The sequence below is a fragment of the Amycolatopsis sp. NBC_00345 genome (assembly GCF_036116635.1).
In the GTDB taxonomy this organism is placed as follows: domain Bacteria; phylum Actinomycetota; class Actinomycetes; order Mycobacteriales; family Pseudonocardiaceae; genus Amycolatopsis.
The window spans coordinates 6,884,096-6,901,408 of record NZ_CP107995.1; the positions used below are offsets into that span (position 1 = coordinate 6,884,096).

The 17,313-nt window shown below is 70.5% G+C and carries 19 protein-coding genes; 12 read left to right on the top strand and 7 right to left on the bottom strand.

The features are described 5' to 3' along the window. Positions 1–119: 119 nt before the first annotated feature. From OG943_RS30840 to OG943_RS30855, 4 genes are all read left to right on the top strand, one after another. Complete coding sequence (locus OG943_RS30840) at positions 120–1,289, top strand: sensor histidine kinase (protein WP_328604427.1); 1,170 nt, start codon at positions 120–122, stop codon at positions 1,287–1,289. Next, positions 1,289–1,954: a response regulator transcription factor gene (locus OG943_RS30845; protein WP_328604428.1), complete on the top strand. Its 666-nt coding sequence runs from the start codon at positions 1,289–1,291 to the stop codon at positions 1,952–1,954. Before OG943_RS30840 ends, OG943_RS30845 begins: the two co-directional genes overlap by 1 nt. A 292-nt stretch (positions 1,955–2,246) precedes the next feature. After that, positions 2,247–2,819 carry a hypothetical protein gene (locus OG943_RS30850; protein WP_328604429.1) on the top strand — a complete coding sequence of 191 codons (573 nt, stop codon included), beginning with the start codon at positions 2,247–2,249 and terminating at the stop codon, positions 2,817–2,819. Between the two features lie 59 nt (positions 2,820–2,878). Then, positions 2,879–3,619, top strand: a complete 741-nt coding sequence (locus OG943_RS30855) for a hypothetical protein (protein WP_328604430.1) — start codon at positions 2,879–2,881, stop codon at positions 3,617–3,619. A gap of 90 nt (positions 3,620–3,709) precedes the next feature. On the opposite strand, the gene OG943_RS30860 is transcribed toward OG943_RS30855, so the two are convergent. Continuing rightward, positions 3,710–5,146: a phytoene desaturase family protein gene (locus OG943_RS30860; RefSeq protein WP_328604431.1), complete on the bottom strand. Its 1,437-nt coding sequence runs from the start codon at positions 5,144–5,146 to the stop codon at positions 3,710–3,712. Positions 5,147–5,322: 176 nt separating this feature from the next. Between OG943_RS30860 and OG943_RS30865 the strand changes: the two genes are divergently transcribed. Both OG943_RS30865 and OG943_RS30870 read left to right on the top strand, forming a co-directional pair. After that, positions 5,323–6,057, top strand: a complete 735-nt coding sequence (locus tag OG943_RS30865; RefSeq protein ID WP_328604432.1) for a DUF2786 domain-containing protein — start codon at positions 5,323–5,325, stop codon at positions 6,055–6,057. Between the two features lie 212 nt (positions 6,058–6,269). Further along, positions 6,270–7,451, top strand: coding sequence for an adenosylhomocysteinase (locus tag OG943_RS30870; RefSeq protein ID WP_328604433.1), 1,182 nt, complete (start codon positions 6,270–6,272; stop codon positions 7,449–7,451). A gap of 6 nt (positions 7,452–7,457) precedes the next feature. Here the strand turns inward: OG943_RS30870 and OG943_RS30875 are convergent, their stop codons facing one another. From OG943_RS30875 to OG943_RS30885, 3 genes are read right to left on the bottom strand one after another with little or no spacing between them, the layout of a single operon-like run. After that, positions 7,458–7,838, bottom strand: coding sequence for a VOC family protein (locus OG943_RS30875; RefSeq protein WP_328604434.1), 381 nt, complete (start codon positions 7,836–7,838; stop codon positions 7,458–7,460). Continuing rightward, positions 7,835–8,215 (bottom strand): SgcJ/EcaC family oxidoreductase, encoded by a 381-nt coding sequence (locus OG943_RS30880; RefSeq protein ID WP_328604435.1) that lies wholly within the window; start codon positions 8,213–8,215, stop codon positions 7,835–7,837. Before OG943_RS30880 ends, OG943_RS30875 begins: the two co-directional genes overlap by 4 nt. Next, on the bottom strand, positions 8,212–8,823 hold the full coding sequence (locus tag OG943_RS30885) for a hypothetical protein (RefSeq protein ID WP_328604436.1): 612 nt from the start codon (positions 8,821–8,823) through the stop codon (positions 8,212–8,214). The genes OG943_RS30880 and OG943_RS30885 overlap by 4 nt, the downstream gene beginning before the upstream one ends. An 86-nt stretch (positions 8,824–8,909) precedes the next feature. On the opposite strand from OG943_RS30885, the gene OG943_RS30890 reads away from it, so the two are divergent. Together OG943_RS30890 and OG943_RS30895 are read left to right on the top strand one after the other, a co-directional pair. Then, positions 8,910–9,872, top strand: a complete 963-nt coding sequence (locus OG943_RS30890) for a LysR family transcriptional regulator (RefSeq protein WP_328604437.1) — start codon at positions 8,910–8,912, stop codon at positions 9,870–9,872. Between the two features lie 16 nt (positions 9,873–9,888). Further along, positions 9,889–10,383: a VOC family protein gene (locus OG943_RS30895; RefSeq protein WP_328604438.1), complete on the top strand. Its 495-nt coding sequence runs from the start codon at positions 9,889–9,891 to the stop codon at positions 10,381–10,383. Here the strand turns inward: OG943_RS30895 and OG943_RS30900 are convergent, their stop codons facing one another. Beyond that, positions 10,384–11,265, bottom strand: a complete 882-nt coding sequence (locus OG943_RS30900; protein WP_328604439.1) for a LysR family transcriptional regulator — start codon at positions 11,263–11,265, stop codon at positions 10,384–10,386. 102 nt (positions 11,266–11,367) lie between these two features. On the opposite strand from OG943_RS30900, the gene OG943_RS30905 reads away from it, so the two are divergent. The 3 genes from OG943_RS30905 to OG943_RS30915 are packed head-to-tail and all read left to right on the top strand — an operon-like array spanning position 11,368 to position 14,238. Next, positions 11,368–12,237 (top strand): dioxygenase family protein, encoded by an 870-nt coding sequence (locus tag OG943_RS30905; protein WP_328604440.1) that lies wholly within the window; start codon positions 11,368–11,370, stop codon positions 12,235–12,237. 22 nt (positions 12,238–12,259) lie between these two features. Beyond that, positions 12,260–13,267, top strand: coding sequence for a quinone oxidoreductase family protein (locus OG943_RS30910; protein WP_328604441.1), 1,008 nt, complete (start codon positions 12,260–12,262; stop codon positions 13,265–13,267). Continuing rightward, positions 13,264–14,238 carry an MBL fold metallo-hydrolase gene (locus OG943_RS30915; protein ID WP_328604442.1) on the top strand — a complete coding sequence of 325 codons (975 nt, stop codon included), beginning with the start codon at positions 13,264–13,266 and terminating at the stop codon, positions 14,236–14,238. The genes OG943_RS30910 and OG943_RS30915 overlap by 4 nt, the downstream gene beginning before the upstream one ends. On the opposite strand, the gene OG943_RS30920 is transcribed toward OG943_RS30915, so the two are convergent. Next, on the bottom strand, positions 14,239–15,138 hold the full coding sequence (locus OG943_RS30920; RefSeq protein ID WP_328604443.1) for an oxidoreductase: 900 nt from the start codon (positions 15,136–15,138) through the stop codon (positions 14,239–14,241). A gap of 65 nt (positions 15,139–15,203) precedes the next feature. On the opposite strand from OG943_RS30920, the gene OG943_RS30925 reads away from it, so the two are divergent. Then, complete coding sequence (locus OG943_RS30925) at positions 15,204–15,818, top strand: TetR/AcrR family transcriptional regulator (protein WP_328604444.1); 615 nt, start codon at positions 15,204–15,206, stop codon at positions 15,816–15,818. Positions 15,819–15,850: 32 nt separating this feature from the next. On the opposite strand, the gene OG943_RS30930 is transcribed toward OG943_RS30925, so the two are convergent. Beyond that, entirely contained in the window at positions 15,851–17,311 is a 1,461-nt protein-coding gene (locus tag OG943_RS30930; RefSeq protein ID WP_328604445.1) for an MFS transporter, read from the bottom strand. Positions 17,312–17,313 lie beyond the last annotated feature (2 nt).

Here is a 17,313-nt window from a genome sequence, read left to right on the forward strand (position 1 = left end):
CGCGGGTAAACCTTGGCGGTACGCCGTGCGGTGACCTACCACCACGGTGGTAGAGGATTGGGTTTTCCCTGCACTGGCCGGGTAACTTCGCGGATGTGCTGGGGTTCGGGGAACAAGTGATGCGTGGCGTACGGGCACGGCCGGTGCTTCTGGACAGCGCGCTCGCGCTGGCGGTCGCCGCCCTGATGGTGGCGGGCGCGGCCGTCCGCGGCGGCGACCTGGGCGACCGGCCGGGCGCGGCGGGCCTCGCGCTGGCCGCCGCCGGCGCGGTGCCGTTGCTGGTGCGCCGCCGCTACCCGATCGGCTCACTGCTGGTCATCGTCGCCCTGACCTGCGCCTTCTATCTGTACGGCTTCCGCACCACGCTCGGCGCGCCGGGCATCCTCATCGCCGCGTACACGGTGTGGGCGCGCTACCCGGTCCGGCAGGCGTGGCCGCCGACCGTGATCGCGGTGGTCGCTTACGAGACCGCGATGATCGCCGGCCGTGCCTCCCACCCGATCCCCGACACGGTGCTCGCTCTGCTGCAGGCGTCCGCGACTGTCCTCATCGGACACTCCGTGTACATCCGCGCGAACCGCCTGCGCGAGACGGCGGAGCGCGCCGAGCGGGCCGAGCGCGAGATCGAGCTGGAAGCCCAGCAGGCCGTGGTCGAGGAGCGCATCCGGATCGCGCGGGAGCTGCACGACGTGGTGTCGCACCACCTCGCGGTGATCTCGGTCCAGGCGAACCTCGCGCGGTACGTCTTCGAGTCGGCGCCGGACACCGCGCGCGGCGCGCTCGACACCATCACCGGCACCACCACCGAAGCCCTCGACGAGCTTCGCCGCCTGCTCAGCGTGCTGCGGCCGCCGCGGCACGAGCCGGGTGAGTACCGTCCGCAGCCCGGCCTCGCGGACCTGCCCGCGCTGGTCGGCCGGCTGAGCGACGCGGGCCTCACCGCGCACCTGCGCGTCACGGGCACACCGCGGCCGTTGCCGCCCGGCCAGCAGCTCTGCGCGTACCGGGTGGCACAGGAGGCGCTCACGAACGTCATCAAGCACGCCGGCGACGCCTCGGCCGAGCTGACGCTGGACTACGGCGACGACGGCCTGCGACTGCTGGTCATCGACTCCGGCGGCGGTGCCCCGCCGCGGGCGAACCACGCCGGGCACGGGCTGGTCGGCATGCGCGAGCGCGCGCGTATGTACGGTGGCGTGATCGAGATCGGACCGCGCGAGCCCGCGGGGTTCGGGATCGAGCTGACCCTGCCGTACCCCAACCCCGGCCGGAGCGCGGGAGAGCCGTAGTGACCAGTGTGCTCGTGGTGGACGACCAGGACATGGTCCGAGCCGGCTTCGCCGCGCTGCTGGCCGCCGTCCCGGGCATCGACGTCGCCGGCGACGCGAGAGACGGGCTCGAGGCCGTCGAGAAGGCGCTGCGGCTCAAGCCCGACGTGATCCTGATGGACATCCGCCTGCCGGGCATCGACGGCGTCACGGCCACCGCTCGGATCCTGGCCGCGGCCGGCCCCGAGAAGCCGCGAGTGCTGATCCTGACCGTCTTCGACCTCGACGAGTACGTCTACACGGCGCTGCGCGCGGGCGCGTCCGGCTTCCTGCTCAAGGACAGCCCGCCGGAGACGCTGATCGCGGGCATCCACGCCGTCGCGCGCGGCGACATGCTCTTCAGCCCGACCGTCACCCGACGGCTCGTCGAGGCGTTCACGCGCACGCCGCCGGACGATCCCGGGCCCGCGCTGGCCGGCCTGACCGAGCGCGAGATGGAGGTGCTGCGTTTCGTCGGCACCGGCGCGACGAACACCGACATCGCCGCCCAGCTGCTGGTCAGCGAGGCGACGGTGAAAACCCACCTCAACCGGCTGATGACCAAGCTCGGCATCTCCAGCCGCGCCCAGGCCGTGGTCGTGGCCTACGAGACCGGCCTGGTGCGGCCCCGACGGCCCCGCCCCTGACCCCCTCCCGCCGTAGTAACCGGGAAATTTCGGGCGGACAGGCCTGACCAGCAGTGATCAGGCTTCCGCCGCGGGGTGTGGTTCGGCGCGGAGCCACACGTCGAGGTGGGCGAGCGGTATCGAGTTGACGAAGACACCGGCGGACCCTGGAAGCGGAACTGCCCGGGACTTCTTCATCCACTTGGTGGTTCAAACCCATCGACAACACCTTCATGATCGAGAGGTTCACAATCCGGGGGGGCGTGACATTCGTTGTGAACATTGCGCCTCCCGCAGGTATGGGGAGGACCGAATGTCAGGTGACCTGAAGAAATACATAGTCCGTATCGCCATCGTTGCCGCAGTGTCCGCGCCTTTGGGGCTGCTGGCACCCGTGGCGAACGCCGCACAGCTGGTGGCGCCGCAGAAGGTGTCGTATGAGGACGCCGTCCCCGGGATCGCGCCGCCGAACGCGCCGCCCGCCAGCACACCGCCCGATGCAGCCCAGACGAATCAGCCGGCGTTGAGCTGCACACCGGAAACCTTCGGCGACAACCCGCATCTGTCCTCAACCCCGGGTGTCATCTCCGCTCACGGCTGGTGGAAGCAGGGCAACTGCAGCAACAATAAGGCAACCGTGGAAAACTGCTTGTACGAGTTCTACACGGACGGAACATGGCGGCGGAAAGCGTGCAACACCGCATCAGGTATCTTTCCCGGTGGCGGTAGCGCCAATCGGTCCGCAGCGAACCGAGCGTGCGACTCCACGCAGACGATATCCTGGCGCAACCGAGTCGATGTCGATGTGGATGGCGAGTTGGACACCTCCGAGACGATCGATCGCCAGGCCGACGTGAACTGCGCGATCAACGGAGACGACCAGTAACGAGGAATTTGTTGGCAAAGGACACAGCCGGACCGGGGCTGGTACAGGGTTCCCGCGGCATGGCGGGAACCCTGTACGCCGCGATCTACGGTGAGCTGACGCCCCGTCCCGATCGGGAACCTGTCACCGATCGCGACGCCTACATCCAGTTCCATGACCGGGCGCAGGCTATGGGCTGGCTCGACAATCTCTGGGACATGAACGACGCCGGCCGGGAACATCCCCTGTCCGCGCCAGGGTCGTCGCTGGTCACCTGGTTTCAGGTCGGGGTCGGTCCGATTCCCGGTTCCAGGTCACTGCCGGTGCGGCCGTTCCTGAGCTGCGCCGGTGACGTCACGGCCCGGCTGGGTACGCTGCGATTGCAGGCCGCACAGGTACTGCTGCCGGCACAAAGCCTGGACATCTCGGCGCGCCCCGACCACGCCCGGATGCCGTCATTGCCGGCTGCGGCGTGGTTTGACGACGTGCGGTCCTGGACGACGGTGGACATCACCGTGGACAGCGGACAGGACCCGGTCGTTCACCAGGCAGCGCAACGACTGCACCGATCCGTGGGCGACTTCGCCCACGACGTCTTTCGATGCGAGTCCCGGATCGAGCAGGACCCGGTGCCACCACCTCTGCCCGACGGAGTCTGGTCCGGCCCGCCACGGTACCGCGTGAGTTTTCGGGGAACGCTGATCGAATGGTCGCTGGACGCCATCGGCTGGCTCGGTGAGTTCATCGCCGACCTGGCCGCCCGCGAAGGTGCCGGTGTCCCGCTGCTGCTCACGGTCAGCCGTCCGACACCCGCCCCGTAGAGCATCACCCCGCAAACGCTCTCCTGGCTCAGCACTGGACTGGCTGGTGCGGTCGCGTATTTGACTGTCGCCTCTCAACGTCCCCAACACTCACAAGCCCGCCCAGCCCGGCGGCAGCTCGCGGATGCCGAACTCCCGGCGCAGCGCGGCTTTCGCGGCGTGCAGGCCCGACATGCCGTGGACACCGGGCCCCGGCGGCGTCGCACCGGAGCAGAGGTAAACGCCGCTGAGCGGAGTGCGGTAGGTGTTCCAGCGCGGGACCGGGCGCCCGAGCACCTGGCGGAGCGTGACGGCGGCCGCGGCGATGTCACCGCCGACGTAATTCGCGTTGTAGGCCTGAAGCTCACTCGCCGGGACAGCCCGCGACGCGATGACCGTGTCGCCGAAACCGGGCGCGAACCGCTCGATCCGGCGACGGACGACGTCGGTCGCGTCGAGCGGATCCCCGTTCGGCACGTGGGCGTACGCCCAGATCGGCTGCTTGTGTGGCAGCCCGCGGGAGGGGTCGGCGGCCATCGGCTGGGCGACTAGGATAAACGGCTCGGCGGCGCGGCGCCCGGCCGCGACGGCGTTCTCCGCGGCGTGGACCTCGGCCCGCGTGCCGCCGACGTGGACGACGCCCGCCTTCGCGAGTTCCCTTTCCCGCCAAGGGATCCGCTCCGAAATGAGGAAGTCGACCTTCGCCGCGCCCGGGCCGTAACGCACCTTCTCCAGCGCACGCCGGTAGCCCGCCGGCGCGTACGCACCCGCGATGCCGAGCAGGCCGCGCGGGGCGACGTCGAGCAGTACCGCGCGCGCGTGGGCGAGCTGGCGGAGGTCGGTGACGCGGCTGGTGGTGTGGATGCGGCCGCCGTGCGCGCGGAGGTCCGCGGCGAGCGCGTCGGTGAGCACCTGCGTGCCGCCACGCGGGAGCGGCCAGCCGGTGGCGTGCGCGAGGTGCCCGAGCATCACCGCGATACCGCCGCCGACGAGCGAGGGCAGCCGTCCGATCGTGTGCGCCGCGACGCCGGCGATCAGCGCGGACGCCTCCGGGCCGCGGAACGGGTCGGCCATCAGCGCCAGGACCCGCGGGGGCAGCAGCATCGCCGGACCGGGCGACGGCAGGTGGCGGAGGTCGCCGAGGAGGAGGCCGGTGACCTCGCGGCTGTGCTCGACGAGCGGGGCCATCAGCCTTCGCCAGCGCCCGCCGTCCGGGCCGAGGCGCTCGCAGGTGCGATCGAGGTCCGCGTACGCGATCCCGGTGCGGCGCTCGTCGACGGGATGGCCGTACGCGACTTCGGGGTGGCACATCTCGACACCGTGCGCCGCGAGGTCGAAGCCGCGAAAGAACGGTGAGGCGACGGCCATCGGGTGCACGGCGGAGCAGAGGTCGTGCACGACGTCGGCGTCGAACAGCCGGGCCGACCGCGCGCCCCCGCCGAGGTCGGCCGCGGCCTCGTACAGCTCGACAGACAGCCCGGACCGGGCCAGGAGCACGGCGGCGGCCAGCCCGTTCGGCCCGGACCCGACTACGGCGGCGTCGGTCATGACTTGCCTGGCTCGGCCACCGTTCGACCCTACCGTCCGGCGCGCTCGCGGAATCGCGGCCGACACGCGGCCGCCCCGGGCACCGTCCGAACATCTGATCGAATATTGTCGTACCCCGCGCCTACCTTGGACCCCACGCCGGCCGCCCAGGCCCGGCCCCGCAGGAGAGGGGGATCATGCCCGACCACGACACGCAGCTGGAGCGCATCCGCAAGCTGCTCGCCAAGGCGGAGGACCCGGCCGTCACCGAGGCCGAAGCCGAGCTGTACAACACCAAGGCCGCCGAGCTGATCGCCCGGTACGGGATCGACAACGCGATGCTCGCCGCCTCGGGCCGCGGCGCCGACGACCTCACCGTGCTCAAGATCCCGATCGACAACCCGTACAGCCGCGACAAGGCGAGCCTGCTCACGAACGTCGCGTACCCGCTGCGCTGCCGCACACTGCTGCACCGGGAAGGCCAGAGCGTCGTCGCCGTCACCGTGTTCGGGTTCCGCTCCGACCTCGGCCGGGTCGAGCTGCTGTTCACCAGCCTGCTGCTGCAGGCGAGCACCCAGCTGACCCGGGTCCGGCCGGACGGCCGGGTGTTCCGCGAGTCCCTCGCCGCCTACCGCCGCACCTGGCTGCACGGCTTCGCCCGCGCCGTCCACGAGCGCCTGATCCGCGCGGAGGAGAACGCGGCCCGCGACCACCAGTCATCGGGCCCCGGCCAACGCTCGGCGGAGCTGGTGGTCCGCGACCGCACGGCACTGGTGCAGACCGCCTTCGACCAGGAATACGGCGACCTGCGCTCAGCCGCCCCGCGCCGCCTGTCGGGCTCCGGCTACCGCGACGGTCACCAGGCCGGCACCCGCGCCAACCTCGACCCGTCCGCCCTCGGCCGGAGGAGGCAGGCCTTGCCCGTGCGCTGACCGGAACTCCTGGCATTCCAGGCTTTTCTGCCTTCCCACGGTGAACGGTCAGTGCCGGGCCGCGGTCGGGGTATCCTGCCAGCGTGTGCTTCCCCCGGCAGGAACTCGTGACGCCGATCTTCGGCGACCATTCCTTCCGGTGTGACTTCTACGGCTGACGGCGGCCACGCCCCTCCCGTTCGCCCGTCATCCCGTGGAAAAGGAATCCTGTCATGCCCGAAAGCTCTGCCCTGCCCAAAAACCTTGCCCTGCCCGGAAATCCCGCCACCGCCTGGGCACTGAAGCACATGCCCCTCACCGCCCAGGCGGTCAGCGAGCTGACCCCGGTGCTCGCCGGGCGGCGGCTGGCCATGTGCCTGCACGTCGAGCCGAAGACCGCCGCGCTGGTGACGCTGCTGGCGCGCGCGGGCGTCGAGGTCAGTCTCACCGGCTCGCCCGGCACGACGCACGACGACGTCGCCGACCACCTGCGGGAGCTGGGCGTCGCCGTCTTCACCCGGCGGGCCGACGGTGAGGCGGAGCACCGGCGCAATGTCGAGCGCGTGCTCGAGTGCGAGCCGGACCTCACGCTCGACAACGGCGGCGACCTCACGCTGTCTCTGCTCGAATCGGGCGCCCCCGCCGGTTACCTCGGCGGCACCGAGGAAACCACCACCGGCGGGATCCGCCTCCGTGAAGCGTCCGAGAAGGCGCCACAGGCGACCACGCCGGTGGTCGTGATCAACGATTCGCGGCTGAAACTGTTGGTGGAGAACGAGTTCGGCGTCGGCCAGAGTGTGGTGCAGGGATTCCTCAACGCCACCAACCTGATGGTGCCCGGGCTTCGCGCCGCCGTGCTCGGCTACGGCCCGTGTGGCAAGGGCGTCGCCGACACGTTGAGCCGGCTCGGTGCGCGGGTGTCGGTCTGCGACACCGACCCGATGCGCGCGCTGGAGGCGATCCTGAACGGCCACCGTGTCGGCACCGCCGCCGAGATCGTGGCCGACGCGCGGCTGGTCTTCACCGCCACCGGTCACGCGAACGTGCTCGGCGCCGACGAGCTGGCCGCCCTGCCCGACGGCGCCGTCCTGGCCGGTGTCGGCCACTTCGCGTGGGAGATCGACCGCGCGGCACTGGCCGCGCGCACCGTCCGCACGGTCGAGTACGGCGCCCCGTCCCGCCGCACCGGCCACGTCCTCGACGACGGCCGCGAGCTGGTGCTGCTCGACCAGGGCCGGATGCTCAACCTGACGGCCGCCAACGGCAACTCGATCCAGGCCATGGACCTCGGCCTGACGCTCCAGGCCCGCTGCCTGGCGGCCGTCGCCGCGGGCGGGCTGGCGCCCACCGTCCAGCCCGTGCCGGCCACGGTCGAGCACCGCATCGCCACCGACCTGGTCGAATTGCTGAAATAACCGGCTTCAGCCCTGCTCCGCCCCCGGCGGCAGGAACCCGTGTTCCGACAGGTCGAACCAGTTGCCCTCCGGGTCGATCGCGCGGTACTCGGCGAACGGCCGGTCGCCGCCGCGGACGACGGGGCGCGGGAGGCCCGCGGCGGCCAGCCGGTCGGCGATCGGCGGCACCTCGGGCACCTGGAAGCCGAAGTGGTTGAAGCCCGTGGCCACGTCACCGTCCAGCTGCTGCTGGATCAGCGCGAGGTTCAGGTACCCGTCGGTGACGAAGTGGCTGCCGTCGGGGTCGGTGTGGAACAGGTCCATACCGAACTGCGAGCAGTAGAACTCGGCCATGCGCTTGGCGTCCTGGACGACAAACGCGAGGTGGCGCAGCCGGGGGCGGGTCATGCGGGGTTTCCCTTCGGGATCATGTTGTGGAAAGCGGCGATCGAAGCCGAGCCGTCGAAGCTGTCGATCCGGACCACGGCTTGGGCGTGAGTCGTGACGCCGGTGGGGGCGACGGTGGACGTCGCGTGCACCATCAAAAGCCCAGGGGCGAGCGGGCGGATCAGGCCGACTGTCGCGCGCAACGTCGTGTCGCGATAGGCGGTCGCGAAGAGCCGCGCGTGCCCCGCTTCGACGGCGTCGCGGCCGAAAAGCTCTTCGCCCCGCACCGTCACGAAGTCGACGTCTTTGGTGAAGACGGAAGCGAACAGTGAAGCGTCGCCTTCCGCCCAGCCGAGTGTCATCGTCCGCCACAGGTCGCGGATCTGCTCGTCGCTCATGCGATTTCCTTTCCGGCCGGGGTGTGCACGCGCAGCGGCAACGGCGAGCAGTCGCCGTCCCACGCGGCGAGCGTGTAGTAGAAGCTGCCGTGCCGGCGTTCCAGGTAGCAGACGGCGTTGAGCGGCCAGCCCGTGCTGCGGAAGACGTAGGAGTCCATCGGCGTCGGCCGCTCGCTCAGCGGCCGCCCGCGCTCGCACTCCGGGCCGAGCCGGTGCCAGTCCGGGTGCAGGTGGATCGAGCCGAGCACGTCGAGGCCGCGCGCGTCCGCCTCGCGCGTGATGCGCAACAGGTCCGCCGGCGCCAGCCACCACGCGCGCACCTCGTTCTCATACGCCGAGCCGAACCGCGGGACGATCGTGTCCGCGAACTCGGCGCGCGCGGCGGGGTCGGTGCCGCGCACGTTGCGGCCGAATGCGATGTCCGTGACCAGCAGCTCGTCCTCGGCGACAACACCGAGCAGCACGCCGAAACAGGGTCTGGGCTCTTCCGGCGTGATGAACGCGTATTCGACGGCCGCGGCGTCGAGGAACTGCCGCAGGACATCGTCGGAGAACAGCACCGGAAGTGCGGTCTTCCCGATCAGCGGGACAGGCGCGGTGGTCGTCACGCGGGGGAACGTATCCGCGCCCCACGCGCCGGTGCCATGATCGTCACGGGAACGGCCCTATTGCATTCGGCGATAATGTTCCGCGTATGCGCCTGGAGATCCGGCATCTCGAACTGGTCATCGCGATCGCCGAAGCGGGCAGCATCCGCCGGGCCGCCGCGCGGCTGCACCTGACGCAGCCGGCGGTGACCACGCAGCTCAAACGCATCGAACAGCTGCTCGGCGGCCCCCTGTTCGTCCGCTCCGCAGAGGGCGTGCTCCCCACGCACACGGGCACCGAGCTGGTCCGCGACGCGCAGAGCCTGTTACGCCATTTCGATTCCCTGCAACGGTCGGCGCGGCTCAACGCGCAGCACGAGGCGGGCGCGCCGGTCAAGGTCGGCGGCATCCCGGCGCAGCAGTTCAGCCTGCTCGTCAACACGCTCACCGCCACGCTGCCGCGGCGCGAGGTGACCAGCCGGACGATCCGCGAGACCAGCGCGTTGACGACCCTGCTGCGCTCGGGCGAGCTGGACGTCGCCGTGCTGCGCCAGTTCCCGGGGTTCCCGGTGACGCCGCCGCCGGGCGTCGAGCACCGGCTGCTGCTGCGCGAGCCGTTTTTCATCGGCGTCGCCGAGCACCACGATTTGGCTCCACGCGGGGAAATCCCGCTCGCGGAGCTGGCCGGGGAGAAGTGGGTGATGCCGGACCCGGACGACAGCGGGATGAACGAGTACTTCGCCCGCACCTGCGCGGCCGCCGGTTTCGACCAGCGCATCACGCACCTGACCAACGAGGCGCACGTCGCGTTCTCCCTCACCGCCGAGGGCCGCGGGATCTGCCTGCTCTACCCCATCGGCACCGCGCGCACCGGCCTCACCACCCTCTCGCTCACCGGGACGCCGCTGTATCGCGAGCTGATTCTCGCCTGGCGCACGGATTCCCCGGTGGCCTCGCTGGTGGACGAGCTGTGTGTCAAGATCGAGGCGGGGTACCTCGCCCTGGTGGAGGACTCGGGGTTCTACCGGAACTGGTGGCACCACGAGGGGTCCTCGTTCGCCCTGCCGTGACACCGAAGGAGCGCCTGTGCCGATCCGCGGAATGAACCACGCCGTCCTCTGGGTCCGGGACGCGGCCCGCAGCACGGATTTCTACGTCGACGTGCTCGGTTTCCGCGTGGTGCACCGCACCCCCGAGTCGGCCTTCCTGCAGGCCCCGGAGTCGGCGAACGACCACGACCTGGGCCTGTTCCAGATCGGCGAGGCCGCGGACAGCCGCGCGGGCCACGGCGAGGTCGGCCTGTACCACCTGGCCTGGGAGGTCCCCACCCTCGGCGACCTCCGCACGTACGCGAAATCCCTTACCGCCGCCGGCGCACTGGTCGGCTCCAGCGACCACGGCACCACGAAGGCCCTCTACGCCAAGGACCCGGACGGCCTCGAGTTCGAGGTCTGCTGGCTGCTCCCCCACGACCGGATCACCCCGGAGGCCCGCGCCCACAACGGTCCCCTGGACCTGGACGCCGACATCGCCGTCTACGGCGAACAGACCCTGGGCGCCTGCGCCCGCATCCCCGGCTGATCAACCCCGGGCCGCCTCCAGAAGCACGTCCGCCAACGCCACCGCGGCCGGCGACCCCGGGCCCCGCCCCGAGGCCGCAAGCGCGAGCGTCCATATGACCCCCTGCACCAGCGGCACCGCACGAAGATCCGCATACCGCCCGGCCGGTGTGAACGGCATCAACGCCACCCCGAGCCGATTGCGCACCAGCCCGGCCGCGGTGTCGTAATCGGCCACCTCATACGGCGAGTCCGGCGTGATTCCCGCGGTGGCAAAGGCTTCGTCGACCTGACGCCGGATCCCCCACCCGGCCGCGAACCGCACGATGGTCTCGCCGGCGAGGTCGCCCACCCGCGCCTGGCTCCGGGACCCGAGCCGATGCTCCGGCCGGCACAGCAGCACCAGCGGTTCGCGGGCGATCGTGCGAAGGGTGACGTTCGTCGGCGGGGTCGTGGATGCGACGAGGGCCAGGTCGAGCGAGCCGTCCGCCACGGCGCCGAGATGGCCGGTGGTGCCCGCGACGCTCTGCCGCAGCCGCACTGACACCAGCGGATACCGCTCGTGGAACCGGCTCAGCGCGGCCGGCAGGTCGAGCGGGCCGGAGGACAGCAGCGTCCCGAGGTCGACGCCGCCGCTGACCTGCTCGCGATAGGGCGCGACCGAGTTCCGCGCGTGCCGGACCGCGGCGAGCGCGGCCCGTGCTTCGGTGAGGAAAGCCGTGCCGGCCGGGGTGAGGGCGATCGGGTACGCGGCTCGGTCGAGGAGCTGGATGTCGAGCTCTCGCTCCAGCTTCGCGACCGCCGTCGAGACCGCGGACTGCACGACGTGCGCCCGTTCGGCGCCCCGGGAAAAGCTGCGTTCCTCGGCCACGGAAACGAAATACTCCAGCTGACGGAGATCCATTTCCCGACTATCTCATACAGAGATAAAGAATATCGAATCTCTTCGTTGGACGAGATGGTGTTCCCGGCGCGATGCTGGTCAGGAGAGGAAGGGAGCCGAACGATGTCGATCGACCTGACCGAGGAGACCATCACCGCCGAGGTGCAGAAGACCTTCGACGGGGCCGTGGACGAGCGGACCCGCGAGATCTTCGTGAAGCTGGTGCAGCACCTGCAAGATTTCACCCGCGAAGTCCGGCTGACGGGCGAGGAGTGGTTCACCGCGGTGGACTTCCTGGAACGGGTGGGCCGCCTCAGCAGCCCGACCCGGCAGGAATTCGTGCTGCTGTCGGACATCCTGGGGCTGAGCGTGCTCGTCGACCAGATCAACCACGGCGAGGGCTCCGCCACCGACTCGACCCTGCTCGGGCCGTTCTACGTGGAAGGGCGGCCGCACGCGGAGAACGGCGCCGACATCTCCGGCGGCGTGCCCGGGATGCCGCTGTTCTTCACCGGCCGGGTGCTGGATTCGGCCGGTGAGCCGGTGGCCGGGGCGCACGTGGACACCTGGCACAGCGACGGCGAGGGGTTCTACAACGTCCAGCAGGCGGACAAGCTGCACGGCGAGCTGGCCATGCGCGCCCTGCTGAGCACCGGCGGCGACGGCCGGTTCTCGTTCCGCTCGATCGTGCCGCGGTACTACCCGGTGCCCACCGACGGCCCCTGCGGGGAGATCCTCCGGGCGGCGCGGCGGTCGCCGATGCGGCCCGAGCACATCCACTTCCGGTTCCACGCGCCCGGCCACGAGCCGCTGGTGACCATGCTGTTCCGGCGCGGCGACCCGTACCTGGAGCGCGACGCGGTGTTCGGCGTCAAGCGCTCCCTGGTCGCCGATTTCGTGCCGCACGAGGCCGGCGAGACCGCGCCGGACGGCACCCCGATGACCGAGCCGTTCCAGACCGTCTCGTGGGTTTTCACCCTCGAGCGCGGCTGACGGCCGGAGAAAGGACAACCCTGTGCGCGCGCTTCGTTTCGACCGGTTCGGCGGTCCGGACGTCCTGCGGGTCGCCGAGCTGCCCGACCCGGTCGCGGACGGTGGCACCGCCGTGATCGCCGTCCGGGCCGCCTCGGTCAACCCGTCCGATCTGAAGAACATCGCCGGCGCCATGGAGGGAACGGTGCTGCCCCGGGTGCCGGGCCGGGACTTCGCGGGGGTCGTCGTCGACGGTCCGCCGGAGTGGCGCGGCACGGAAGTCTGGGGCACCGGGGGCGACGTCGGTTTCACCCTCGACGGCTCCCACGCGGAATACCTCCGCGTCCCGGTCGGCGCGCTGGCCCGCAAACCCGCGCGGCTGAGCTTCGAGGAGGCTTCGGCGGTCGGGGTCAACTTCGTGATCGGGTGGCTCGGCGCCGTCGAGATCGCGCAGCTGGGCCCGGGCGAGAACGTCGCGGTCTTCGGGGTTTCCGGCGGCGTCGGCGGCGCGGTCGCCCAGATCGCCCGCGCCCTCGGCGCCCGGGTGCTGGGGGTCGACCGGGTCGCCCCGGCCGACGGCACGCCGGCGGCGGGGATCGTCGACGAGTTCGTGCCCTTCACCGAGGACCCGGCGGAAGTCGCCGAAGCCCTGCTGGGGCACACCGGCGGACGGGGCGCCGAGGTCGTTTACGACGCCGTCGGCGGGGTCACCACCGCGGCCGCCCTCGCGGGCCTGGCCCAGCGCGGCCGGCTGGTGGTGATCAGCGCGGTCGGCACCCCGACCGTGGAGATCAACCTGCCGGACTTCTACCACCGGGAGGCGCGGCTGCTGGGCGCGGACAGCCGCAAGCTCGACGTCACCGAGTCGGCCGAGCGGCTGACCCGGCTCACCCCGTACTTCGAACGCGGGGAGTTCCGGCCGCTGCCGGTCGCGCACCGGTTCGGCCTCGACGACGGCGCCGGGGCGTACGCCGCGGTGGCCGACGGCGTCCCCGGCCGCGTTGTCATCCTCCCGGATTCCCAGCCACTGAACGGAAAGGCGAAATCATGACCAGGTGCGCCGGCGCCCGCATCACCGTCCTCGACGAGAACTTCATCGACATCCTGCTGCCTTCGAGCCCCCGCGTGCGCCGGTACAACATGGACCAGCACTTCAGCTCCCGTTACGGCGAACTGCTGGCGGAGAACGGTTTGTGCTTCCTCGTGGAGACGTTCACCGAGGGCGGGGACCGGACGGGGATCCTCTTCGACGCCGGGCTGACCGCGCCGGTGGTGCTGCACAACGCGCGGCACCTCGGGGTCGATCTGTCCGAAGTGGACGCGGTGGTGCTCAGCCACGGCCATCCCGACCACTTCGGCGGGATCACCGGGGTGCTCGAAGCGATCGGCCACCCGACCCCGGTCCTCGCGCACCCGGACGCGTTCGACCCGCGGATGATCGTCAAGCCGCACACCACGCTCCCGATGATCAACATCGGGCTGACCCGGGCCGGGATCCAGGGTGCGGGCGGGCACCTGGTGGAGGCGCGGGACCCCGTCCCGCTCGGGCCGGGCCTGCTCACCTCCGGTGAGATGAAGACCAGCGCCGAGTTCGAGTTCGAAGCGCCGGCCGGGCGGCTCTGCGTGCACGCGGACGGCCGCGTCGAAGCCGACGAGATCAACGATCACCAGGTGCTCGGCATCGACGTCGAGGGCCACGGCCTGGTCGTCATCGACCCGTGCGGGCACCGCGGGGTGATCAGCTCGGTCGAGCACATGCGGGCCCTCACCGGGACCGAAACGCTGTACGGCGTCCTCGGCGGTTTCCACACCGGGCACCCCGGGATCAGCGCGAACCGGATCGGCAGCACGGCGAAAGCCCTGGCCGCGTACGAGCCGAAGCTGGTCGCGCCCATGCACTGCAGCGGGTTCCCGCTCAAGAAGGCCGTCGCCGAGCTGATCCCGGACGCCTTCGAGATCGTCACCGCGGGGACCGTGCTGACCGTCGGCGAAGTCCCCCCGGACACGCGCACCTGGCGGTAGTCAGGCGGATTGAAGGGCTTTCCGGGGGAAGCCGACTCCCGTCAGCTCTTCGGAGACCTCCCACAGGCGGCGTGCCACCTCGGCGTCCTGCGCGCGCTTCGAGCGGCCGACCAGTTCCGGTGTGCCCCGTGCTTCCATGAAGCCCTTCGGGCCGGCGTAACTGTTGCCGGGGATGTCCGCCACGGCCGCGTACAGCGTCGGCAGCGCGCCGTCGTTGTCGCTCTGCGCGAAGAAGCCGATCACCGTCTTCTCCACGGCGTGCCACACGCGTCGCCGGCCGTCGGACCGCAGCAGGTTCGTGGCGGCCATGCCGGGGTGCGCGGCGGTCGCGATCACCGATGAGCCGGCTTCGGCGAGCCGTCGCTGAAGTTCCGCGGTGAACAGCAGATTGGCCAGTTTGGACTGCCCGTAAGCGGAGATCGCGCGGTACGGCTTGTGTTCCCAGTTGAGGTCGTCGAAGTCGACCGCGCCCATCTTGTGCCCGCTGGACGAGACCGTGACGACCCTCCCCCGGATCTGCGGCAGGAGCAGGTTCGTGAGCGCGAAGTGGCCGAGGTGGTTGGTCCCGAACTGCAGCTCGAAGCCGTCGGCCGTACGGGAGAAGGGCGGGATCATGACGCCCGCGTTGTTGATCAGCAGGTCGATCGGCTCGGTGAAGTCCTCGGCGAACGAGCGCACCGAGGAGAGGTCGGCGAGGTCGAGCTGCCTGACCTCGACGCGGCCGGTCATCGTCGACGCCGCCTCGCGACCCTTTTCGGGATCGCGCACGGCCAGCACGACGCGGGCGTCCTTGGCCGCGAGGACACGGGCGGCGACGCGGCCGATCCCACTGTTCGCGCCGGTGACGACGACAGTGCGGCCGGTCAGGGAAGGGAGGTCCGAAACGCTGAATGTAGTCACAATCAACAAAGTAGCCACCGGCAACTAAGTTGTCAACGTAAACATAGTCCGCTAGGGTCGGTTCCGTGCCACCACCGATCGACGACCGGCCCTATCACCACGGAAACCTCCGCACCGCACTGCTCGACGCGGCCGAGCGCGGCCTGCGGGAGAACGGCGCGGACCAGCTGTCGCTGCGCGATCTGGCCCGGGAGATCGGCGTCAGCCACGCCGCGCCGCGCCGGCACTTCCCCGACCGTCAGGCGCTGCTCGACGCGCTCGCCGAAGCCGGCTTCGGCCGGCTGGACACCACGCTGCGCACCGCGTTGGCGAGCGCGGGCGAAGACTTCCCCTCGCGCGTGCGAACCACCATGACGGCCTACACCCGCTTCGCCACCGAGAACGCCGCGCTCCTCGAGCTGATGTACACCAGCAAGCACCGTCCGGGGGCGACGCGGATCGCCGAGGCGGCCGAAGCGCCGTTCAAGCTGATGAGCGAGCTGATCCTTCAGGGGCAGGAGGAAGGCGCGCTCGAGACCTGCGCCCCCGAGCAGATCGGGATCGTGCTGTTCGCGACCCTCCAGGGCATCGCCTCGATGATCAACGGCAACTTCGTCAAGCCGGAACTACTGGACGGCCTCGTGGAAACCGCGGTCGAGCAATTCCTCCGCGGCGCTCGCCCGCCTGCCAAGGACTCGTGAGTGTTTATGACGGTTAGAACCGTCATAAACACTCACAAGCACTGAGACACCGCGCGGGTGGCACGCACCGGCCTCAAGAGATCCGTCAGCCCGATCAGAAAAGCAAGCCCCACCAACGCCGCAGGGCTGACCAGACCGACGGCAACAGCAGCATGGTAATCCCCATGCGTGCTCGTCAACGTGCCGAAAAACAGCGCGCCCGCGATCGCGGTGCCCAGCGCCGTGCCGATGCGCACCCCGGTTTCGTAGACGCCCGCGGCGACGCCGGCCGTGCCGCGGGTGATGTCGACGAGAGTGAGCGTCTGGTTCGCGGAGATGACCAGGCCGCAGCCCGCGCCGGCGATCAGCAGCGGAACGGCGAGGACCAGTGGGGCACCTGCGACGGTCGAGACGCGCGCCACCAGTGCCGTCACGATCAGTCCGACCGTGGCGATCCCCGTGCCCAGCACCACCAGCCGACGGCCGAACCGGTGCACCAGCCGTCCACTGAGGACGGCCGTGCCCGCCGACGAGATCGTGAAGATCAGGGTGGTCAGTGCCGCGTGCAGCGGCGAGTACTTCAAACCCTGCTGCAGGAACAGCGTGAGAACCAGGAAAATACTGGTGAAACCGGTGTAGAAAGCAGTGGCGATCGCGGTACCGACCGCGTAGCTGCGGATGCGCAGCACCTTCAGATGCACCAACGGCCGGGCTTCCCGCGCGGCGAGGCGACGCTGCCAGAGCACGAACAGCACCAGGAACACGGCGCCCACGGCGAACAACCAGAACCGCGGATGCGCGTCGGGCCCGGTTTCCTGCAGCAGCGGCAGCATGACCGCGACCATGCCGAGCGCCAGCAGCGCAACACCCACGAAGTCGAGCCGATGGGCGCGGCCACGCTGGTCGGCCGGCAGCACCCTGAAGCCGATGACAAGCGCGACGAGCAGGATGGGGATCGAGAGAAAGAAGATCCACCGCCAGCCCAGTGCCGGACCGAAAGCCTGCAGGATCACGCCGCCGAGCAGCGGGCCGAGCGCGGTGGACAAGCCGGTCGTCGCGCCGTAGTAGCCGAACGCCCGGCCGCGGGTCTTCTTGGGGTACATCTGTTGCAGCAACGCGATCACCTGCGGAGCGAGGATGCCCGCCGAGACGCCCCGCAGCAGCCGGCCGATGATCAGGACCACGGCGTTCGGCGCCACCCCGCAGATCACCCCGGTCACCACGAACAGCGCGAGACCGATCAGGAACAGCGTGCGGCGACCGTGTTCGTCACCGAGCCGGCCGGCCGGGATCAGGGTCAGGCCGAACGCCAGTGCGTAGCCGGCGAGGACCCAGGTGACCTCGGCCGGGGTCAGGTGCAGGGAGCGCTCCATCGAAGGCAGCGCGATGGTGACGACACTGACGTCGAACAGCGTCATGAAGCTGGCCACGAGGCAGATCACCAGGGCGGGCCATCGCCGGGCCGGGGAGTCGGATCGGGCTTCGGTCGGGTTCTCCACGTCTTTCATGGTCATAC